A 21,532-nucleotide genomic window follows, 5' to 3' on the forward strand; every position below is an offset into this window, starting at 1 on the left:
CGGTGGGGCGCCGCCGTGATGCAGCCTGCATCACGGTCGGCGGGGTGGGCGGTGATGCAGGCTGCATCACGGGCGAGCAGCGTCGAGCTGGCGACGTTCCCATTCCGTGGGTTGGTAGCCGACGCGGTCGATCAGTCGTTCGACGTGGGAAACCGCATCGTCATCCCACATCTTGTCCTTCAACTCGGCGGTGTGCAGTTCGTCAGCGGCCACCGCACGATGCCATGCCATCGTGGACCGAGCCTTGTCCGAGTTGCCCTCGACGTGGGAGTCCCAGTCGCGTAGCAGTGCCCGCACCGCTGAGGTCTGGCACCGCACCGCCACCCCGGACAAGTACTGCCGTACGAGGGTTTTGAGTAGCTCTGCGTTGGTGGGTGCAAGTCCGATGAGCGTGGAGCAGGCCTGGCGGCGATGTGCCTGAGCCGCTGCGGCCGCCGCGGCGTCTTCGGCGCGCCGCGCCGCCTCCGGGTCTACCGCGACCGGCTCTTCCTGGGGGTCGTCGCCGGCCGCCGCCGGAGGTGGATCGCTGGCGGTGCGAGCCGGATCTTCACGCGGCGGCGCTGACTCCGTGGGCGTATGGCCGTTGACAGGTCCGAGGCCGCCATCGTCACTGTCCCCGTCGTCGTCGGACAGCGGCGGAGACTGATCGGGGGACGCCAGCGCGCGCACATAGAGATCGAGGTATCCCGTACCGGAATTGATCGCTCCCACCACGTCGGCGCCCGGCCGGTACTCGTCACGGCTGATGCGATGGTCGATGTAATGCTCACCCAGCTCGGCACGGGGATCCTCGACCAGAACGACTCCGAGGCCGTGCGCTTCGGCGCGTGATTCCCGTTCAGCGATGACGCGTTCCGCGGCTCGCGATGCCGTCCAGTTGTGCTGCACGACGAGACGCTGTGCCTCGACCTGCTCGTCTCGGCGACGATCGCTGCCTTGGTCGGGGTCCGTACCTTTCTGCCAGCGACGCGGGGGGCCGTAGGGCAGCATGCCGGACAGGATGGCCGCTTCGGCGCTGGGGAGACGCCCAGTCTCCACGGCCTTGCGAACCTCGGGCGCCAGCAGAAGCAGCGCCAGACGCCGCGAAACCGTGGCCTGGTTGACGCCCAGGCGCTCGGCGATCGCACGCTGGGACAGACCAAGGTCGGAGTATCTTGCGAACAGCTCAGCCTCGGCAAGGGCGGGGAGATCCTCGCGACCAAGGTTCTCGGTCGCCATAGCATCGAGGTCGCCGTTGTCGGCGAGGATCGCGTCGTCGACGACCACGGGGACCGACTGCCGTCCGGCCTCCAGTGCGGCGATCCGGCGCCGATGCCCGTAGATGAGCACGTATCGATAGCCGGCGTCGATAGACGAACCGGCCTCAGGCCGTGCGGCGACGAATGCTTCCCGGCCAACGGCCAGCAGCGGCAGTCGTACCCCGTTTGCACGAACGGAGGCCAACAGCTCTTCCCATTTCGGGTCGTCGGGCTGAGGCTGGGAGCGTTGGGCGGCGTTGAACGGGTGGGGCGCGATCTCGTTGACGGGCAGCTGCAGGACCCGGTGGGCGCTGTCGGCGGCGATGGCCGACATTCCACCGATGAGTCCGGAGTCGTCGGGCGATCCGTCACCGGCTGCGGGGGAGTGGATGTCGGCGGCGTCTCCGCCGGCGAACTGGGCGAAGCGGTTCGCAGTCTTACGCTTTCCGGCGGCTTTCGCGGGCCGGCGTGGCATGCGGGCGGTGGGCGTTTCAGTCACTAGAAGCTGGCTCCTTCCTAAATACCGGTATTACGGTATGGATCGATTGGAACGTACGCAAGAGGACCTCCCGGCGTTTCGTCAAACAGATCCAGTGATGCAGGCTGCATCACCGACAGCGCGCCCCCCAGCCGTCACGTGACGAAACGGGCCGCGATAGATCGGATGGGGAGTCAGCCGAACTAGGAGGGGGCGGAATCGGCCGACCGGCCATCAAGGGCAACAAAAGTACATCGGGGCGTCTTCGGCGGTCGATAGAGCATCGCATCGCACCTGCGGCACGCAAAACTGCGGTGCACTCCGCATGTGCCGCAATGTGCCGTACCAAGCAGCACCGTGAACGGGGCGCCCCAGGAATGCCCATTAGGACACGACGGGGGAGGGGGCGGCTCCGCCCAGCCCTTAGGAGTCCACCGCAGCGCGCCGGCCACAAATGCGAGCATACGTTCGAACGGAGGGCGGGGTCTAACCGGCGGCGCGCCACTCGACCACGACGCGTCAACTTGCTAGCAAAATAGGAAAATCACACGACAGCTAGCGGTGAAACTATGAACAAAGTAAGCTAGGTATCATGAACGCCAGTAACACAGCAACCAAGTCCTCTAGCTATCTGGATCATGGGCTGGATAACATGCTGGGAAGCTGGCCCGAAGAGTCGCCGGCGACGACGGAAAAGGACGCGGCAATGCCCAAAAGCGCCGGCGACGTGCAGATCAGCTTCCGAGCCAGCTTCGACCTGAAAATGAGGTTCGAACAGGCGCTCCTCTTTCGGTCGGCTCGCGAAGGCCGCAGAATTTATGCGAACCATGTCCTCGTCGAGAAGATCGAGGAATTCATCGCCGAAGAGGAGAAGCTGCGCCCGTGAACCTCCACCCGATGCGCTTCATCGTCGCAGCAGTTGCCGTCGCCGTCGCCACGCTGCTCGCCCCTATCCCCGCCGCCGCCAGCCCGACAGTGATGGCGTACCCCGGCATGGTCATCGAGCAAGGGGATAGCGCGTGCGCCATCGGGTTCATCGACACACGCCGCCGCATCGCTTACTCCGCCGGCCACTGCGCCACCACACAGACGGTCACCGACCAGGCCGGCCGACCGATCGGTGTCGTCGCCCTCTCCGAGCACAACCGCGCCGGCCACAAACGAACCGGACCACGCGACAGCGTGATCGACTACCAGGTCATCGCTCTGAACTCCAACGTCCAGGTGACCAACCAGCTCGGACCCAGCGGGACCCGCCCACTGATCACCGAACCAGGCGTCAAGCCTAAGCCGGGAATGAAGGTGTGCCAGCTCGGACCCATCACCGGATCGTCCTGCGGCACCATCGAAGCCGTCCACGACGGATGGTTCACCATGGAAGCCGCAGGCATGACCAGCCAGCGTGGCGACTCCGGAGCTCCGGTGTACACCTACACCACGGCCTCCGGGCCAAAGCCCGTCATCGTCGGCATCCTGCGCGGCCTCAACGGTGGCCAGGTCGCCGCGGTCAGCTGGCCTGACACCATGATGCGCGCCATCTACGCTGCTGCCGAAGCCACTGCCTGACCCTCACTCAGACTCCCGCGCGCATTCATCGGAATACACTGGGACACACAGCCAAACAACCCGGAAGGTCCCACCGCCCGATGCCCGGCCAGCGCACCCCATCAAGCGAAGCGGTCAACCTCCACGTCCGCCGCCAGCTGGCCGCCGCCATCCACGACTGGATCATCACCAATGACTGGACCCAGGCCGAGGCTGCCTCCAAGCTGGATGTCAGCCAGCCACGGATCTCCCACCTCGCCAGCGGGCAGATCGAACGATTCAGCGTCGACGCACTCCTGAACATGGCCGCCAAGGCAGGGCTCCATATCGAGCTGACCGTGACCTCGGCGGCAACAGCGTCCAAAGGTGTGCGTCCTTAAGCCCATGCAGCACAAGCGAACCCGCAAACCGCGGGGACGCCATGCAATGACCCCGGTCAGCGAGCTGATAGGGAAGGGCGCTCATCGTGTCGCATCGAGGATCTGACCCAAACGCGCGAGCCGCCGCGCCGCCTCCACGCACTCGTCCGCAGCCACCGGCCCGTGGCCGGCGCCCAGAACGGTAGCGGCCACGGCCGGGTCCATGTCCCGAAACAGCGCCAACGCCCGACAAAGCGCCCCCGCGTCGACCTCCGAACAATCCCCCATGACGACAGCGCGAGAGCCGTCAGCCGTCGCGCTCTCGCCGGCCGGCATCGGGCCACCTGCCTCGTCAATCGGCTCGGCCTCACTGGGCGGGACTATCGCCGACGGCGCCGGCGGCAACTCATCGAGATCCCCATCGACAACCACTACTGGCGAGCTACGACGCGGCCTGGCCGCGATGCTCTCCTCGATCAACGCCCGCAGGGCCTGAGTCTGTTCTCCCGCATCGAGTTCCCCCAGGCGACTGGCCGCCGCGGAAACGACCTGCCGGGCACCCTCCACCCCCAGCAGCGCGACGTCGTTGGGCGTCACCGGCACCTGCGTGCCCGGCCCCACAATCTCCTGCAGGGGCGCAACCAGGGTCTCCACACCCTGGCGGTACCGGCGCGCATTCGACGCTGATCCACCGAGCTGATCGCGAATGAAATGCCCGAAGTCGTTGTAGCTCTGCCCATCCCGGTCGAGAAGGAAGCGCCAATCCTGATCACGGTAGATCGCCGCGAGCACCTCCAACACCCCACTAGCCGCTCGGCCGAGCTCTCCGAGACGCCGCTGAGCCCGCTCCTGGGGCGTCTCCACCTCAACCACCTCGTGCGACGACACCGACACCACCGAAGTCATACGATCAGCCCGCCCACGGCGCTGGCGTGCGTCCCCAGAAAACGCTGCACCTTGGCCCGGGTTTCGGCATCGGCCCAGGCGCGTCTCAGCACATCGGGCAGCGTACTGGTGAAGGTTCCCAGCAGAGGATCGGCGCTATCCCGAAGACGCAACCGCTCACGGCTGCGCTGGTCCGGCAGTAACCGCACCAGACCGACCACAACGACCGGATGTGCGCCGCGCCCCACCCGCGCCCAACCCATGACCTGATGTTCGATCAACGACCGTCCCAACGGGTCATCAAAACTGCCCACAGGCAACGCCTGAAGTGGACCATCCCCATCCCGTGAGTGGCCCAACGCGCATCGGCGTTGAAACTCCTGATCCGCCAACGACAAACCGCGCAGATACACCGCGCGTAACCCGTCACGTTCGGCCCCGCTCGCCAGCTCAAAGCGCCGGTAGGTCTCGCATAGACCGTCGGTGGTCGCTGCATACTCGACCGCCGCGTCGACCAGCCGTTGCCGTGCTGCAGCGAGCTGCTCGCGCACTTCCGCTAGCTCCCGGAGCTTGTGCTCACGCAGCGCGGCTACGTCATTCCGCATCGAGCTCACGGCGGTCCGCCTCCTCGACCCCGAAGAACTCATCAACCTGCCGTTGCACGCCGACCTCATCGGGTCCCTCAAATACACGGACCTGCCCATCGCAGGGATCGGTCACCTCGACACGTACCGACACAACTCCACTCATCGAAACCTCCACATCCGATCCATCGCGCTTCGACATCTGCCACTCACACTTCCTGGAAACGCTTGATACGACCCATGATCCGATCGGTGGCCTTGCACACGGCCTCCGCAGTCTTGCGGGTCTTCTCCACATCGCCTCGCGCCCAACTCTCGATGTAGGCGAACGATTCACCCTCCTCGCGCAACCCGTACCGCCGAGCCACCACATAGGAGACGCTCTCGGCCTCGACCTCCATCGTCGAGCGCTGTCCACCCGCGCGAGTGTGATACTCACCAGTACGTTCGGTGTGCCCAAGCTCGATGTGAGCGAGCTCATGAGCCAGCGTTTTGGCCTGGTGAGCGTGGCTGTAACTGCTATTGATCGTTACCGTCTTGCTCACCGGATCGGTAGAACCGTCAGGGATCCGCGGATCATCGCCAAGATCCTTGTACACCAGGGCATACCCATGATCGCTCACCTGCGCCGCCAGGTCCTCGTGCATACCCTCAGGAGCACTACCCGACGCCCGGTTGTACGGCACCTGCGGCGGCTGCGGCAGCGGCTTCCCGCTGGTCGACGCAACGTCATAAACAGGTACAGGCTTAAACCCGATAACCTTGCTCTCTTTACGGGAGCCGTTGGCGTCCTCGACCTCAACCTTCTTGACCATCGGAGCGTAGATCCAAATCGCCTTCTCGCCCTTATTGACGCTGCGCCCGAGCTCCTTCCACTTGTTGAACCCCGCAACCTGCTGGGCATCAGGCCTCTGCGCCAAGATCAGCAACTGATTACTCATCGAGTACCGGTGGAACCGTTGCTGGAAGTCCAACCACTCCTGCCACTTCGGGCCAGTGCCCAACTCGGCGATCGCCGTATCAATCTCACGCCGGATGTCCTCAGTCCGCGTCGACTTATCCGCGAACGACACCGGCACACGCACAGCTGAGCCTGCGGCGCCCTCCGACTCGTCGAGTCCGGCGAGCTCCGACAGCAACGCAGCCTCAGCTCGCTCCAACCTCTTAACTCCGCGCGCCGCGCGCGCGTACCCAGCCCGCATATCGCCCGGGCAGCGCCGCGGACCATCGGGTTCATGTTCGGCTCGACACATCGGCGTCCAACACCTCCAGGCAACACACCAGCTAGCGGGATCAGATTCAGCATCGGCAAGCCGCCGCCTGCATTCAAGAGGACCTCGGTGGCCGCTAGCTCCTCTGGAATCTGGCTGCGCGGCTTCTTACCGTCGAAGGCATGACTTCCACGGACACGCGTCGAGTACGTGCACCGCGCCCGTTGACCGAAGGCCAGCGCAAGGTCCTGATCGCGTTTGCCCGCGCCGACTTCCCCGACGGCGAATGGGTCCGACCGATGGACGTCGGCGGCCGAGACCGCTCCGGGCACAGCCGGCTACTGACTCAGCTCGAACGGAAAGGCCTCGTCGAGTCCCGAACCCGCTCGACGGGCAAGCGCGGATCCAAGCTCTACCGCCTGACCACCATCGGCCGCCGCCACGCCGACGACGAACTCCACGATGCCACCGGGATGCCTCGATGATCCGCACAGCCAAGACTGACCCTGTGGCGGTTCGGCGCAGTCCGGCGCGCAGCGGCGGTCGAGTCGGGCAGGGACCCGACACCGTGAAGGCCCAGGTTCAGGGCGGACCTCGACGGGCGACGAGCACAGATTTGCGTGCGGCGGAGGCGCTCCTGGGCTGCTACGAGCAGCGTATGGAGGCCACCGTCTTGGGAGTCTGGGAAGAGGACGAGGATGCCCCCTCCACGGGTACCTTGGTTCCATGATGGATCGGCATCAGAGTCACCACGTCAGCGATACCGACCCGAACCCGCGCACCGTCACCGATGCCGACGACCTCCTGCCGGGACCCGAGTTCGACGAATTCGAGTGGAACATCGACGCCGCAGCCAAGCTGTCCCACGCTGAGACGGCCATCGCCGAATTCACCTACCAAATCACCAAACTGAGTTATCTGCACACCCAGCTACTGGCCGCCCGCGATGGCGTACTGGAACCCGACTGGCGCGACACCATCACCGCCATCACCGCCGACACGACCAGCGATCTCGACGACGCCCAGCAAGCAGCACGCGCCCGAGCCGCCGCCGACCTCGCCAGCATGGCACCCGCAGACTGGGAGCCCGGCAGAAAGGTCGGCTGGCGCACCGCACTGGAGGAATGGTTCGAGGCCATCAAAGCGTGCCTGGCCGACACCGAACGCGCCGAGCGCCACCTGCGCGGCGAAACCTGGATGTCAGCCGACTCCGTCGCCGCGCGCACCACAATGGAGCGCGATCTCGCCACCGCCTCCTACCGAGCCGGTCTGGCCGCCGGCGGCCTGGACGTCGACTGGTACGAATGGCTCATCGAACGCGTCCGATTGTGGCCCGACATGAAGCGCCGCAACGACCAGCTCGACCTCATGACCCTCGAACCTGACTACCGACAGACCATCGAGCACCTGCCGCCGTACTGGGCATGACCCGCCAGCGCGACCACGCCGCCGCCACCCCAACAAATCGGCACTGGTGGAACACACCCGAGCACCTCTCCACCCCGCTGCAGAACCTCATCCCGGGATTCCCTGCGATCGCCGGCCGCCCGATCCCGTACGCGCTCCTGCCCCGACGCGCACGCACCGTCTACGGCAACGCCATGCAGACATGGAGCGACATCGGCAAACACACCCCACAATCCCTGCTGACCTGGAGACTCTCAGGACCCACCACCATCACCGCGATCCTCACCGCCGCCACCGCAGCAGCGGCCACCGAGGCCACCCCACCACCACACACCGCCCACGCCGCCGCCGACCGACTTATCAGCGAGCTCAGCGAACGCGACATCACGGTCCTGTCCCAACGGTCCTGGGCACAGACCCCCACCCCACACGCAGAGCTCGCCGGCCACCTCGGCGTGCAGCCCATCTCGATCCGGCGCTACCAGCGACGCGCCCAAGCCCGCCTCGAGGAACTCCTCACCCAAACCGCCCACCACCCCCTTGTCGGCCACGCCGCCGCGCTGCGCACCAGACTGGGCCCCTACGCACCGCACGCCGCGGTCACCACCGAACTGCGCCGCCTCAACATCACCGCCGACGACATCACCGCCGACCTACTGCTCCACCTCGCCGGCCCCTACCGCCGCCACCACGACTGGTACGACAACACCACCATCGGCGGATCCACCACAGCACGCGCCGCGATCAACAACGCATTCGCCATCGACCCAGCCCCACCCCGCGAAACACTGTTGACCGCCCTCACCGCCATCGGCATGCCACCGCAGACCGCAAACGACTACCTCGAAACACACCTGACTCTGCGCGACTTCGGCGACCGCTGCGTCCCATGGAACACCGACACCACCGCCAACATGATCGAAGCCGCGCTACGCGCGCACAAAGCCCCCGCAACACCCGCCGAAGTCACCGACTTGATCGACATCCCCGAAGTACGCCTAACCACCGTCGCCGCGGTCCTGTCCGACGACCACCGCTTCAGCCGCGCCAGCCGGACCACCTGGGCGCTGCGCACCTGGGAACTGCCCGAGTATGTCAACGTCGACCACGCCATCACTACCTGCCTCGACGCCGCAGGCGGCGCCGCCACCCAAGCAGATCTCATCACGGCAATCCGGTCGACCTTCCCCGACGTCGCAGTGACCTCCATCCAGACCCACCTATCGACGCTGAACTACGTCAGACGGCGCGACGGCCGCATCCGTCGCCGCAAACCCAGAGACCCGTGGCCTGATTTCCCCCACCTGCGCACCGTGCGCGGAGCATTCCATGACCCGCCCCACCAAGCACGCCTCCTCCTACCGGTGACCGCCGATCTGCTCCGCGGATCCGGCCGCCCGCTACCGCCCGCATTCGCAGCTGCCATCCGTATCCGCCCCGGCCAACGAAAAACCTTCGCCAACGAACACGGACAGACCGCCGTGACCTGGAGACTCTCTTCCACCAACGGCGCCACACTCGGATCGATCCGCGCCCTGCTACGCGCCACCGGCGCCAGCGCCGACGATCGCATCGTTCTGGCCTTCGGCCTCACCGAACCCACCATCCACGCCACCCGCCTACCCCCGAACACCCCCGCACACCTGCTGTGGCTACACGTCCTTGGCCGCCCCATCGATGACCCACCCGCCGCGCTGGCAACCGCCTTGGACTGCCCCACACACCAAATCGAGGCAACCCTGCGCGCCCGCGGCGACCACGCCTTGGCCGACCTCCTCCAGCAGTCCTGAACCACTCAAGGCGCGTGACGTTGATCAACCCCGACGCTCGCCGCACCTGGAAATACCCAGTCACCCGTGAACAGCGGTGTTTGATGGGGATTAATGCACACGGGAAGCGGACTGTGGGGGACGGCTGATGCCTGCGCAATGGCTACTTGATGCGACGTCGGCGCTCGGGGAAGTCTGCAAGAAGAAGCTCGCAGGCCCAGGCGAGGCCGAAGCCGCGATCCGGTCCCCGATCGAGACACTACTGGCCGCCGCCGGGCACAACCTGTCACTGTCGGTGGTGCCGCACGACGAGGTCAGCGACAAAGACCGCGGCGTGCGACCCGACTACGCGATCCGAGTCAACGGCGCGATCGCGGGATACCTTGAAGTCAAGAAACCGGGCGCCGCTCTGGACCCGGAATCGTTCACCGGACACAACCTGCGCCAATGGCAGCGCCAGCGCGACCTTCCAAACCTGATCTACACCAACGGCACCGAGTGGCGGTTATACAACCACGGTGAGCTGATCGGCGATCCCGTTCATCTCAGCGGCGGCACCCTACGGACAGCCGGCCCAAAACTGACATGCGGGGACGACTTTGAAGTCCTGCTAACCGGATTCCTCAAGTGGGACCCGATCGACATCACCGGCGTAATCGCACTTGTACGCGAAGTAGCACCGCTGTGCCGGCTACTACGAGGCGAAGTCCTCGACCAACTCGATAAAGAAACGCGCGCCATCGCCGCTGGCGCGCGCGAAAGCGCCCAACCGTTCCACGGGCTGGCCAGGGACTGGCGAGCCCTGCTATTCCCCACCGCCGATGACAAAGTGTTCGCCGACGGATACGCCCAGGCGGTGACCTTCGCGCTGCTTCTGGCGCGCACCGAAAACATCGACATCACGGCCTCGGGACTGCACGAAGTCGGTGTGAAACTGGCCGGGCAACACTCCCTGATGTCTCGCGCGCTGCAGCTACTCACCGACTATGTGGCTGCCGACTTTCGGGTGACACTGGATCTATTGGTACGCGTGATCGGGGCCGTGGACTGGCCGAAAGTGCGTGCAGGAAATAGAGATACCTATCTGCATCTCTATGAGCGATTCCTGGGAGAATACGACCCCGACCTGCGCAAGCTCTCGGGCTCGTACTACACGCCGCACCAGGTGATCGAGGAGATGGTGCGGCTCGCCGAGGATGTACTCGTGCGGCGCCTCGATCGACCAGAGGGCTTCGCCGATCCATCAGTGGTGGTAGCGGACCCAGCGATGGGCACCGGCGGGTACCTACAACAGGTCATCGAACATGTCGCTGAGCGAGTGGAGGCCCGTGACGGCAAAGGAGCAGTCGCAGCAGCGGTCAGCGATCTAGCGACGCGACTCTACGGGTTCGAATTGCAGATGGGCCCGTTCGCGGTCGCGGAGTTGCGCGCTACGGATCTGCTAGCTGACATCGGCGCCACCCTTCCGGAGAACGGATTGGGGTTGTTCGTGACGGACACGCTCGACGACCCGTACGCCGAGCAGTCGCAGCTTGGATCAGGCCTAGAGCTGATCAGCCGATCACGCAAGCGCGCAGCCCGGGTCAAGGCGAAGACGAAAGTCACTGTGGTTATCGGCAACCCGCCTTACCGCGAGCGCGCTGATGGTATGGGGGCATGGGTTGAGAACGGCAGCGGCGCTGATCCGTACCGACCGCTAGACGATTTTCGAGCCGAGGGAAACGGTCGTCATGAGTTCAATCTGAAGAATCTGTACGTGTACTTCTGGCGGTGGGGCACATGGAAGGTGTTTGACGCCAACGCTGATCAGCCAGATGGCGACACCGGCGTGGTGTGCTACATCACGACCTCAGGTTACTTGCGTGGGCCGGGGTTCAAAGGAATGCGCGAGTATCTGAGGCGCAACACCACCGAAGGCTGGATCGTCGATGTTTCACCGGAAGGGCAACGTCCAGAAGTTGCGACTCGCATCTTCCCGGGTGTGCAGCAGCCTTTGGCGATCGCCATCTTCACCCGAACCCCGGACTGTGATCCGCAAGTCCCAGCAATCGTTCACTACACCGCAGTGCATGGCCATCGCAATGAGAAGTACTCCGCGCTAAAGACGTTGAGCTTGGACGGCCCGCACTGGCAGCCCACACGCACAGCGTGGCAGGCCCCGTTCACACCCGCCGCTCAATCTCAATGGGACGATTACCCCGCGCTGAATGATCTTCTGCCGTGGAGCAGCACCGGGGTGACGGCCAATCGCAACTGGCCCAGCGCCCCTGCCTCAGGTGTGCTCAAAGAGCGACTGAAAGCCCTTGTCGCGGAGACTGATTTGGCGCGCAAGGCAGAATTGTTCAAGGAAACTGACGCATCCACTCTTGCGATGACCAAGGATCCCTTCGGCGCTGCGGATACCGAGCCAAACACCACGCGGCCGTTCGCCTCGGAAACCTCGGCCTATCTCAAGTCGCCGGCCATCGTCCGCTACGGATGCCGAAGTTTCGACCGGCAGTGGATCGTAGCTGATCGCCGACTGCTGGATAGGTCACGCCCCGAGCTATGGGCGGCCCGTCGCCCCGGCCAGGTTTTTGTTGTTGAGCAGCATTCGCAACCCATAGCCGACGGACCGGCCGTAGTGTTCTCGGCGTTGATCCCTGATGCCCATCATTTCAACGGGCGTGGTGGTCGGGTGCTGCCGATGATGCATCCCGGTGGCCGGGCGAATGTGGCCAAAGGGCTGCTCGGAGCCCTCTCGACGATCAGCGGCCGTGCCCTATCGGCGGACGACCTTGTCGCCTACGTCGCCGGCGTGGCCGCGCACCCGGGATTCACCCAGCGGTTCGCTGAAGAGCTGGACACCCCAGGGGTGCGGATCCCAATCACCGATGACGCTGAACTGTTCGAACGTGCAATCCACCTCGGGCGTGAAGTGGTGTGGTTGCACACATACGGGCAGGCCTTCACGGAAGGGCACGACGGCGGAATCCGCTATCCGGCCGATGATCCCCGGCGAATCACCAATCTGACCGCGGTAGGTTCCCTACCGGTGGACGCCAGCTACGACCCCGAGGCCGCAGTACTGAGTATCGGGTCAGGCTCGTTCGGTCCGGTCCCGGCGGCGGTCTGGGACTACACGGTCGGGGGCCGCGCCGTCATCAAATCGTGGATCAACTACCGCAAAGCCAACCCGACTGGCCGTCGGTCCAGTGCACTGGATGACATCAACGCCTCGGCCTGGCCAGCAGAGTGGAATGGTGAGCTCATCGACCTGCTTTCGGTGCTCAGTCGCCTCGCCGAGCTGGAGGAGGCGCAAGCTGAGCTGCTCGGACGAATCCTGGACAGGCCAGTGGTTAGCTACTCCGATCTGGCCTCGGCGGGCGTGGATTGGCCGGGTGCGGCCAACGATCCGCAGCGGCGCCCCAATCAGGCTCCGGTAGCCAGGGAAGCCCAGGCCGACGACGATACCGACGGCCAACTCGGATTCACCTTCACTGGAAGCTGACGCCCGCAGGGTCGACCGCGAACAACGCACAATCGTGCAGTGGCGCCAGGCTAGGCGCGGCGAGCGGATGATGCGTCGTCGGAAGTTGCGCCAGTCGCTGGAAGAGCAGATGCCGCGAGCGACCGGACCGATCCCCGCACTGACGACGACCAGGACGCCGCCGAGAACAAGATGAGCGCCGCCGGAAGGACCGCGTCAAGGGCGATGACGCGACCACCCCCGCCGAGCACACCAAGACCGCCGGCACCGGCGAGCAGGCCGACTCTTCGAACGCAGAATCCGGGGACCGCTCCAGTTTGCGACTCATGAGAGCGCGCTGCGACCGTGGGAAACACGCGTGAGTCGCGACACGTCCTCAGCCATCGCTGCAGCTCGGAGCTCCTCTGGATTCGGGTGCTTCGCCGCCCTAGCGTCGAAACAACAGGCCAGAGAAACACCGACGACCCAAGGGACTCCCACTCATGCCCGCCGCGCTACACGTCACCCCCGACGGTGCTTTCACCGCGATCGCCCTCACTGCCGAGAGCGCCATCGTCACCACAATCGGCACCGGCGACCACGCAAGCCTGACTAGCCACGCCGGCCACTACACATTCTGGTTCGTGCCCTCGCTCAAGCCAGTCAACCGCCGCGCTACCGAACTGCTTCTCGCTCTGACCAGCTTTACCCCAGCCACTGTGCCGCTGCTGCGCGGCGATGTGATCATCACCGCCAACGACGCTCGTGGAAACTTGGCCAGCTGCACTCAGCCGCAGCTAGACCATCTCCTCCAAACTCGACCCCGCTGGCGAGACCACCGCCGGATGGCTCGCCGCTACGTCCACGACGCCCAATGCCGCCGCGACGCAGCCAGTCGCGATGAGGACCTGCACCCGGTGCACTGAAACCCAAACACCGAAGGGGATAGCCGTGTTCAAAGCGCTACATGCCAGCCACAACGGATGCCTGTACATCATCGACCTCGCCGGAACCGAGACGATCGCAGAATTCGTGCGCAACAACGATCTCGAATCCCTCAGCAGCAGCGACGGTCAATTTGACTTCTGGTTCACACCCTCGACCCGGCCCAACCACCACCGCGTCAACATGGCGGCCACCGAGATCTTCGCCGCATACACCGACTTCGACACACGCAACATGCCCCTACTGCGCGGCAACATCGTCATCACCGCCCACGACAAGGACACTGGAGCTCCATCGGGACTCACCGCTACGCAGCTCAATGTGCTTGCACACGCTCACCCCCGCGGCCGCCGGGGCCGCCGTCTGACCCGCCGGTGCGTCCGTGATCTTCACCGCCAACGGATCGCCGCCCAGGCCCGCCACGCGGCGGCCCGCGACGAATGGCTCTACGGACGCGTCGACCGATCGTTGGGGCACGAGTAGCGTTGGACAACAACACCGTTCGAGTCACAGACGACCGCCGAGAGGTGACCATCACCTCCCCCAACGGTCAATGCGCTACATTCCGATCTGCGCGCCCAACCGGATTCACCGACACCGACCTCGACCGGGCGCGCCGCATGCGCCTTCGAACCCAGCACGGCCAGATCAACCGAACCCGGCGAATCCCTATCAGGCGCTCAAATCTTTACCTGCACTGCAACACCGGCCCACCGCTATGGCTGCTTCCACGCCTGTCCGCCACGCGCACCAGTGTGTCGGTGGGCTGGCTGTACGTCGTGGTCGCCATCACGCGCGAACCCGCTGCCCACCGGTGCGCAGACACGAGGCGACACAGTGGCTGACCTGCTCGACGCGCTCGCCAGACAAGGACCGGTCGTGGGAATGCTGCTGGGTACTGCGGCACTCGTGGCTGCTGTCGCACTGCTGAGAATGGTCCGACGAATCCGCAGGACCATTCTCGTCGCTGCAGTTCTTCTCGGCGCTGGCGGATCCGGAACCGGCGGCGGCTGGCTACTCCTCGACACCCTTAGCGGCGGGTAAATGCGACGCTTACTGCGCGAAGTGGCGCCGGTCGGCAGGGACGGCGCGCGAGTTAGCGAATCGAACGTAGACCGCCACAACAGCAGCGCGGTCGGCCGCCGACAGCCTGCCAGCACTGCCGCCGTCGTCGCTGCTCTCAGGGGCGTGCTGGCCGTGGCTGTTGGTCATTGCCCGACGCTAGCGGCGGACACCGACAGCGCGGGTTGATTGATCCTCACCGCGGCGAGTGGACTTGCTACCGTTCTCCGTGTGGCTGACTCGACGAGCGAAGTGTTCTCGGCGAGCAAGTTCACCAAACGCGCGAATGGCTCCGGTCTGACCGGCCGCGAGCTTGCCAGCCGACTCGGAGTGACACCCGCGCAGGTCAGTGCATTGCGTAACGGTCGCCGCAACCCTTCAATGGATTCACTGAAGCGGATCGTCGAGGTGCTGGGCGGGACGGCGTCCGACTATCTGGTGCTCCCTGATAAGCCGCGCTGGACGTTACGGCACTTCCGTCTCGCGGCAGGGCTGACCCAGCTGGAAGTGTCCCAGGAGCTGGGCGTGGCGCCGGCTGCGGTATCGGGCTGGGAGGGGCGCCGCTACAAGCCGCCCCGTACCGTGCTGCCCCGCCTGGCCGAGTTGTACAGCGCTGATGAAGCCGACCTCGATGCCGCAGTGGGCTATGACACCATCGCCTCGCCGGCCGAGGGGCTGGTCGCATTGGCCCACTCGGTGATCGGCGTCGTGGAGGTCGCCCTCGATGCGGCTGCCGCCATGGATGGCAGCGACCGCGAGGTGTTGGTCGGTGGAGTCAGCCAGCACTTGGAACGCTCACTTGACACGTTGAGCAGCGCCGTGCGCGGTCTCCCAGAAGGGCAGCTACGGATCGCCGCTGTCGATGCAGTCCGCCAGATGGCCGAGCTCTACACAGCCGCCAACGAGGACTGTAACTAGACAGCAGATAGCGTATCCTTGCCAAGGTCATAGTCGCCGATGGGGGATGCGAATGCCTGCCATGAGCCCGGAGTCCACGTCGAGTGAAATGACGGGCCGCGAGGCTACGGACTACGCCTATGCCATGGCTCAGTCAGTGCTGAGCCTCGGCCGATCCTTGGCCGACACATACACCGAAATCGTCTCCGCGCTTCCCGGCGATCTCCACGGGTTAATCTCCCATGTGGAACAAGCTATTTCAGCGCTATCTGCTCTGCCGGGGCCGACCTCACCCGATGATCAGGGTGTGCACGCGCTGATCGGCGACCTGACCGCGCTCCTAAGCCGCCTCACTGCGCTCACCAACTGAACCGGGCGCGCTGGCCGGGCCGGGCCGGGTGCAGAAGAGGGCCAGCTTCACAACAGGACAGCACACCCCAAGAACCCCCAACGATGAACACAGCTCCCGTTGATCATGTGTTGGCTAGTTGATAGCGTCGCCGAGCGAGACGACTTCCGGGGACGAGGGGAACCCACCATGACCACGCCGACACCGCTTCTGCGGGCCAAACTCACTGCCGTTGCAGTGGCACTGACCACCGCAACGAGCTTGTTGACTGCCTCACCAGCGACCGCAGCCACAGAACCGGGGCGACCAACACACCAACTCGCCGTTGCACTGCTCTCCGAGACAAGCCCCGCCGAGCCAGTCTTCGGAGTCGCCGACTCACACCTGTACAACCTTGGACCTGAAGAACTCACCGCGCGGCTGACCGAACTACGCAACCTCGGCGTCACAGACCTGCGTATCGCGGTGCCCTGGGTCTACATCGAACCCGCGGCCGGCACCTACGACTGGACGAAAATGGACGCCCTCGTCGACACGGCAACCGCGTTGGGATTCACCCTCACCGGAGCGGTCACCGCGACACCCACCTGGGCCGGGGTACCACTGGCCGGGGCTCCAGACCCGGACACCTACGCGGCATTCGCTGGCTCGGTGGCCGCGCGATACGGGTCCCAGATCGACGCCTATGAGGTGTGGAACGAGCCAAACGGCGTAATCTTCTACGCCCCAGTCAATCCCGCGGGCTACACCCGCATGCTCCAAGCAGCATACTCGGCAATCAAAGCCGTAAACCCGGACGCCACAGTGTTAGCCGGGGCGCTCGGTGCGACAGGCACCGTAAACGGGATCACGCTGAGCCCGCAGCAGTTCCTAGCCCAAATGTACGAAGCCGGCGCGGCAGGCTATTTCGACGCACTGTCCTATCACCCCTACCACTACACGCTGCCGTTCTCGGCCGGAGCAGGCACCGCAAACGCGCCGCTGGACCAGGTTAAAGCCCTGTATGACCTGATGGTCGCCAACGGTGACGGCGACAAACAGATTTGGGCCACCGAGTACGGCACAGCCACCACCCCAGGCTGGGGTGTCACCCAGGCAGAGCAAGCCGCGCTGTTGCGCGACTTCCTCACCGCCTGGTCCAGGCTGGCCTACACCGGGCCCGCTTTCGTCTACACCTCGCACGACGCACAAACCGGAGTCCTCAACCACGAGTACAACTTCGGACTCTTCACCTCGGACGGCAGGCCCAAACCAGCTGCACAAGTGCTCGCAGAGCTGATCGCGGCCAGCGGCCTCGGCGAGCTACCCGACTACACCGCGCCCCGCATGTCGGCCGCACGAGACCTGTACCTGCAAATCGCATCCGTCGGTTTTGGTCTAGCCAACCAAGCGCTCGTGCTGCCTCACGCCGCCATCGCCGTCATCTACAACCTCATGCCTGGCCCCCTGCGCCACGCGTTCACCGCAGTAGCCAACGCCGTATCAGCCGTTGTCGCCCACGTCGCGACCGCGATGACCCCCGTCATGGAGGCCGCGCTGGGACTGGTCATCCGCGCTCTGCCGCAGCCCGCACCGGCTGCCTCCTCCCCAGAAGCCGACGAGGATACGCAGGCACCAGGCTCAGCCGACGCGGCTGACGACCGCGACGGCGCAAGCGAGGCGACCAACGATCCGAGCGCTGCAACCACGACCGCGTCGGAGGGCGATACCGATGTCCAGCCCGCCGGTCTGTCCGAGGAGGACGACAGCCTGGAGCTGGTCGACACAACGATTCCGGAGACCGTAGAGGAGATATCGGTCGATCCGACCGTCGTTGCGCAGCCCCCGGCCGTCGAGGAAACCGAACCTGTCGCCGACCCCGGCGACCCCGGCGACCCGGCCGAAGCGGACACCGCCACGGACAGAGACGAATCAGCAGGTGGGACCGAGACCGTCAGCACCGATGACGCGGCCGACGACACCGACACCCAGACCGACGCTGACCCCGATGCTCAAGAGTCGCCCGGCGACGACACCGACACCCAGACCGACGCTGACCCCGATGCTCAAGAGTCGCCCGGCGACGACACCGACACGCCGACAGACACGCACACAAGCCAAGCCCGTGGCGAAGACAGCGCGGTGCAGTCTGACCGCGCGCCGCGGCGCGCACCACGCACGGCTACAGCGCCATCGCCGAGCCGAGCCGCCACGACCGGCGTCACCCGCGCCGATCACCGCGCCACCTCACGGGGATCCGGACGGGACAACAGCAACAATCGGTCCGAGGCCGGCGAATGACGACACCTCGAAACACGCACTGGGCAAGGCGGTGGGTGGGGGCCACGGTCTGCGCGGCGATGATCACCACTCCCGCAGCGGTGATCAGTCCAGCACCCGCACAGGCCGCCAACTCGGTATTCTACGTCTCGGGCACCCGGAACAATCCCGCACCACAACAGATGATCAATCTGGCCGAAATCGGTGAGGCCTTCACCATGTTCGGCGAGCAGGCCTTGCAGATCGGCTACGCCGCAGCACTGTTCCCGTTTCAGGGCGCAACCGCGCTGAACGAATCGGTGGCAGAGGGATTGGCCAACCTCATCGCAGCACTGGAGGCCGCACCCGCAGGGGACGGGTTGGTGCTGATCGGGGTGTCCCAAGGCGACATCGTGCTCACCCTGCTGGAACAGGCCATGGTCGCGGCGGGCACCGCCCGGGACGTGCTGTTCGTGCGGATGGCCGGCCCGTCCGGGGACACCGGCGTGATGGGCCGCAACTGGGGCTTCAAACTGCCCGGGCTATCGTTCATCACCCGCCCAGAAGAATCCCCCTTCGATCAGGTCGTGCTCAACCACGAATACGACGGCCTCGGGCACTGGCCAATCGATCAGCTCAACGTGCTCGCAGTCCTCAACGCAGTCATGGGAACGCTGGCGTTCCACAATCCGAACAGCTACGCGGTGGACCTGTCGACATTCCCGGAATCCGACATCACCACGACCGTGAACTCGCTGGGGGCGACCACCACGACCTATCTGATCCCGGCAACCGGGCTGCTTCCAATACTGCGGCCGCTGCAAGCACTCGGATTCAACGCCGGCCTCCTCGACGACTGGCACCGCACCCTCAAGCCGATCATCGACTCCGCCTACGAACCCGATCAAGCACCGCTGCCGGTCCGCGTCGTGCAGGCGATGGCACGGACAGTGGTCAACCAGATCACCGCCATAGCCGAAGAGATCGGGACGGTTCTGCGGCGCATCGAATCGGCACACCGAGCCCGCACACCCGCGGCGATCGAGTCCGCTTCCCACGCAGACGAGCAGCCGACGACCCAGCGGCTCGACCCAGCATCGCTGACACAACCCCGGCCGGCCACACGGGCAACAGAATCAAGCGCCGACCCAGAATCCGGCGACGCTCACGCCGCGACGCAACCGAATACCGCACCAGCACACGAATCCGACAACGAGCCGTCGCCGCCGGTCGAACCATCGCCCACGCCGGACACGCTGACGGAGGAGCCCAGCAACACCACCCCGGCCGACGAGCCGGACACGTTAGAAGACAACGACAATGCCGAACCCGCGAAGACAGACGAACCGCAGGACGACAACGGCGCGCACAACAGCACGACGAGCACCACCACCCCAGACGCGGACACCGCCACGGATGCCGACACCGACACAGACCGTGACGACCCCGCCGAGTCGACTCGCCCCGGCAGCGACACCACCGCCACCGCCACACCACCACACACACTTCGCAGCGACCAGGACAGCGGCGACACCACACCCACCACAGCCCCGCGCTCACCAAAAGTGGCCACTACGGCTACCCGGCCCGGATCCGCCGATCGCGCCACTGCCCGCGAGGCCTCCAGGCCGTCATCACGCCAGGACGCAGCCCGTCCGTCCCGGGACGCGGGAGGCGAACAATGACCCTGGAAGCGGTGGCCTGGCTGGTCGTGGCTGCAGGAATCCCCTTCGCCGCATGGGACGTGGTGCGCCGACTCCGCGCCGGCGCCGCACACATCCGCCACTGCATCGACACGTTCGAGCCGAGCCCGCCGCCAGACCAGCCGGCCAATCGCCCGACCGAGGCCGCCCAAGGTGACGCCCCGTGAACGGACCGGTCTGCTTATTCCTCGCTGTCGCCACGGTCACAGCGACCCTCACGGTGCTGTGGGCGCGCCACCGAAAAGCCTCACGGTGAGCGGCGCCGTGTTCATCACTGGCATAGGACCGTGGAGTTCGGTGGCCATCCTCGCCGTATCAACGCTTTCCGCGGCGACGATCCTGGCTCGCTATCACCGGCACACCGAGGTGCAGCGTCCCGCGCTTCTCGCTCTTCCAGTTGCCGCAGCAGGGGCGATGTTGGCACTGCTGGTCGTCATGGTGCCCTACCTGATCGCCACTCCGCCCATCGATGACCGGGCACTCGCTGCCACCCTCGCAACGCCACAATGGCTGTGGCCGGCGTCCACGGCCATTGCCACCTGGTCAGGGGTGCTCGCATATTCCATCTGGACCATGCGACTGTTCCACCGCCAGCAAAGACCCACGTCGCCAGCTTCACACCGCACGCGGACGGCCTGTCATGTCTGATCGGCCACCCCGAGAGCAACGGCTGCTCAGCGACCGATCAACACCTGCCGTCATCACCATCCGAACCCAGTTCGCCTACAACACCCACGACGCACCGTCAGGCCGGCCTCCCCGAGTGGCCCGCTACCACAGCCGCATCACCAACTGCGGCGAATTCAGCAACCAGACAACGCACGACGACCACGTAGGCGATGTCTTTCACCGCATGATCGCCGCCTTCGGCGACGACACAGACCTCGAAGTGATAGTCCGGCCCATCGCCCACGGATCAGACCGGGCAGCGCAACAGAACGAACAAGCAGACAGGGAACTCCGATGACGACAACACCGGCTTCCAGCGACACGGCGACCGACAAAGGCAGACCGAATCACTTTGCCGCACAACTCAACCGGCTCTTCGACATCATCCGCCCGCCCGGGCGCGGCCCGTACACCAGCTCTGAGCTCATCGAGTGGGCTCAACGCGGCGGAATGGCACTATCGGGCCCGTACCTGTCGCAGCTACGCACAGGCGGCAGACAACGACCCTCCGCCCACACCATCGCAGTGATCGCCGAGTTCTTCGGGATCAACGGCGAGTACTTCACCGAGCCGGACAGCGCATATACCAGGCAATTGGAAATCGAGCTGCGTTGGCTTCACCTCGCAAACAACCCTGACGTTCGAAGCCTCACCACGACACTGCTCGCGCTGCCAGCCAACACCCGGGAGCGGGTCATGGCCGCCGCCGGCATCTGACTGCCCCCCAAACCAGACCCACCCATCC

23 protein-coding genes are annotated in these 21,532 nt (G+C 65.4%); 16 read left to right on the top strand and 7 right to left on the bottom strand.

Features of this window, described 5'->3' with window-relative positions; genetic code table 11:
• Positions 1-66 precede the first annotated feature (66 nt).
• Positions 67-1,737 carry a ParB/RepB/Spo0J family partition protein gene (locus ACWDUN_RS22690; RefSeq protein ID WP_449932263.1) on the bottom strand — a complete coding sequence of 557 codons (1,671 nt, stop codon included), beginning with the start codon at positions 1,735-1,737 and terminating at the stop codon, positions 67-69.
• Positions 1,738-2,308: 571 nt separating this feature from the next.
• On the opposite strand from ACWDUN_RS22690, the gene ACWDUN_RS22695 reads away from it, so the two are divergent.
• From ACWDUN_RS22695 to ACWDUN_RS22705, 3 genes are all read left to right on the top strand, one after another.
• Complete coding sequence (locus ACWDUN_RS22695; protein WP_449932264.1) at positions 2,309-2,602, top strand: hypothetical protein; 294 nt, start codon at positions 2,309-2,311, stop codon at positions 2,600-2,602.
• The gene (locus ACWDUN_RS22700; RefSeq protein ID WP_268787150.1) at positions 2,599-3,282 is read left to right on the top strand and encodes an Rv1815 family serine proteinase; all 684 of its coding nucleotides are present in this window, start codon (positions 2,599-2,601) and stop codon (positions 3,280-3,282) included. Before ACWDUN_RS22695 ends, ACWDUN_RS22700 begins: the two co-directional genes overlap by 4 nt.
• An 80-nt stretch (positions 3,283-3,362) precedes the next feature.
• On the top strand, positions 3,363-3,641 hold the full coding sequence (locus ACWDUN_RS22705; RefSeq protein WP_268787151.1) for a helix-turn-helix domain-containing protein: 279 nt from the start codon (positions 3,363-3,365) through the stop codon (positions 3,639-3,641).
• 81 nt (positions 3,642-3,722) lie between these two features.
• Here the strand turns inward: ACWDUN_RS22705 and ACWDUN_RS22710 are convergent, their stop codons facing one another.
• The 4 genes from ACWDUN_RS22710 to ACWDUN_RS22725 are packed head-to-tail and all read right to left on the bottom strand — an operon-like array spanning position 3,723 to position 6,228.
• Positions 3,723-4,526: a hypothetical protein gene (locus tag ACWDUN_RS22710; RefSeq protein WP_449932265.1), complete on the bottom strand. Its 804-nt coding sequence runs from the start codon at positions 4,524-4,526 to the stop codon at positions 3,723-3,725.
• Positions 4,523-5,110, bottom strand: coding sequence for a hypothetical protein (locus ACWDUN_RS22715; RefSeq protein WP_449932355.1), 588 nt, complete (start codon positions 5,108-5,110; stop codon positions 4,523-4,525). The genes ACWDUN_RS22710 and ACWDUN_RS22715 overlap by 4 nt, the downstream gene beginning before the upstream one ends.
• Positions 5,100-5,291 (bottom strand): hypothetical protein, encoded by a 192-nt coding sequence (locus tag ACWDUN_RS22720; protein WP_449932266.1) that lies wholly within the window; start codon positions 5,289-5,291, stop codon positions 5,100-5,102. The genes ACWDUN_RS22715 and ACWDUN_RS22720 overlap by 11 nt, the downstream gene beginning before the upstream one ends.
• Positions 5,292-5,298: 7 nt before the next feature.
• Positions 5,299-6,228 carry an ArdC-like ssDNA-binding domain-containing protein gene (locus ACWDUN_RS22725; RefSeq protein ID WP_449932267.1) on the bottom strand — a complete coding sequence of 310 codons (930 nt, stop codon included), beginning with the start codon at positions 6,226-6,228 and terminating at the stop codon, positions 5,299-5,301.
• 254 nt (positions 6,229-6,482) lie between these two features.
• On the opposite strand from ACWDUN_RS22725, the gene ACWDUN_RS22730 reads away from it, so the two are divergent.
• The 6 genes from ACWDUN_RS22730 to ACWDUN_RS22755 all read left to right on the top strand — a co-directional run bounded on the left by ACWDUN_RS22730 (position 6,483) and on the right by ACWDUN_RS22755 (position 14,352).
• Entirely contained in the window at positions 6,483-6,785 is a 303-nt protein-coding gene (locus ACWDUN_RS22730; protein WP_449932268.1) for a MarR family transcriptional regulator, read from the top strand.
• Positions 6,786-7,026: 241 nt separating this feature from the next.
• A complete protein-coding gene (locus tag ACWDUN_RS22735) occupies positions 7,027-7,728 on the top strand; it encodes a hypothetical protein (RefSeq protein ID WP_449932269.1) in 702 nt (233 codons plus the stop codon).
• Complete coding sequence (locus ACWDUN_RS22740; RefSeq protein ID WP_449932270.1) at positions 7,725-9,497, top strand: hypothetical protein; 1,773 nt, start codon at positions 7,725-7,727, stop codon at positions 9,495-9,497. Before ACWDUN_RS22735 ends, ACWDUN_RS22740 begins: the two co-directional genes overlap by 4 nt.
• A gap of 127 nt (positions 9,498-9,624) precedes the next feature.
• A complete protein-coding gene (locus tag ACWDUN_RS22745) occupies positions 9,625-12,966 on the top strand; it encodes a type ISP restriction/modification enzyme (RefSeq protein ID WP_449932271.1) in 3,342 nt (1,113 codons plus the stop codon).
• A 461-nt stretch (positions 12,967-13,427) separates the two neighbouring features.
• Complete coding sequence (locus ACWDUN_RS22750) at positions 13,428-13,850, top strand: hypothetical protein (RefSeq protein ID WP_449932272.1); 423 nt, start codon at positions 13,428-13,430, stop codon at positions 13,848-13,850.
• 25 nt (positions 13,851-13,875) lie between these two features.
• Positions 13,876-14,352, top strand: coding sequence for a hypothetical protein (locus ACWDUN_RS22755; protein ID WP_449932273.1), 477 nt, complete (start codon positions 13,876-13,878; stop codon positions 14,350-14,352).
• Positions 14,353-14,922: 570 nt separating this feature from the next.
• Here the strand turns inward: ACWDUN_RS22755 and ACWDUN_RS22760 are convergent.
• Positions 14,923-15,081, bottom strand: coding sequence for a hypothetical protein (locus tag ACWDUN_RS22760; RefSeq protein WP_449932274.1), 159 nt, complete (start codon positions 15,079-15,081; stop codon positions 14,923-14,925).
• A gap of 81 nt (positions 15,082-15,162) precedes the next feature.
• On the opposite strand from ACWDUN_RS22760, the gene ACWDUN_RS22765 reads away from it, so the two are divergent.
• The 6 genes from ACWDUN_RS22765 (at position 15,163) to ACWDUN_RS22790 (ending at position 20,766) form a co-directional block, all read left to right on the top strand.
• Positions 15,163-15,849: a helix-turn-helix transcriptional regulator gene (locus ACWDUN_RS22765; protein WP_449932275.1), complete on the top strand. Its 687-nt coding sequence runs from the start codon at positions 15,163-15,165 to the stop codon at positions 15,847-15,849.
• A gap of 61 nt (positions 15,850-15,910) precedes the next feature.
• Positions 15,911-16,198 (top strand): hypothetical protein, encoded by a 288-nt coding sequence (locus tag ACWDUN_RS22770; RefSeq protein WP_449932276.1) that lies wholly within the window; start codon positions 15,911-15,913, stop codon positions 16,196-16,198.
• A 168-nt stretch (positions 16,199-16,366) separates the two neighbouring features.
• Positions 16,367-18,457, top strand: a complete 2,091-nt coding sequence (locus ACWDUN_RS22775; RefSeq protein WP_449932277.1) for a cellulase family glycosylhydrolase — start codon at positions 16,367-16,369, stop codon at positions 18,455-18,457.
• A gap of 59 nt (positions 18,458-18,516) precedes the next feature.
• Positions 18,517-20,100, top strand: a complete 1,584-nt coding sequence (locus tag ACWDUN_RS22780; protein WP_449932278.1) for a PE-PPE domain-containing protein — start codon at positions 18,517-18,519, stop codon at positions 20,098-20,100.
• A complete protein-coding gene (locus ACWDUN_RS22785) occupies positions 20,097-20,285 on the top strand; it encodes a hypothetical protein (protein WP_449932279.1) in 189 nt (62 codons plus the stop codon). Before ACWDUN_RS22780 ends, ACWDUN_RS22785 begins: the two co-directional genes overlap by 4 nt.
• A gap of 130 nt (positions 20,286-20,415) precedes the next feature.
• A complete protein-coding gene (locus ACWDUN_RS22790) occupies positions 20,416-20,766 on the top strand; it encodes a hypothetical protein (RefSeq protein WP_449932280.1) in 351 nt (116 codons plus the stop codon).
• Positions 20,767-20,863: 97 nt separating this feature from the next.
• Here ACWDUN_RS22790 and ACWDUN_RS22795 read toward each other — a convergent pair whose 3' ends face one another.
• The gene (locus ACWDUN_RS22795; RefSeq protein ID WP_449932281.1) at positions 20,864-21,031 is read right to left on the bottom strand and encodes a hypothetical protein; all 168 of its coding nucleotides are present in this window, start codon (positions 21,029-21,031) and stop codon (positions 20,864-20,866) included.
• Positions 21,032-21,081: 50 nt separating this feature from the next.
• On the opposite strand from ACWDUN_RS22795, the gene ACWDUN_RS22800 reads away from it, so the two are divergent.
• On the top strand, positions 21,082-21,504 hold the full coding sequence (locus ACWDUN_RS22800) for an XRE family transcriptional regulator (protein WP_449932282.1): 423 nt from the start codon (positions 21,082-21,084) through the stop codon (positions 21,502-21,504).
• Positions 21,505-21,532 lie beyond the last annotated feature (28 nt).

The organism is Mycobacterium sp. NPDC003323 (assembly GCF_053589535.1).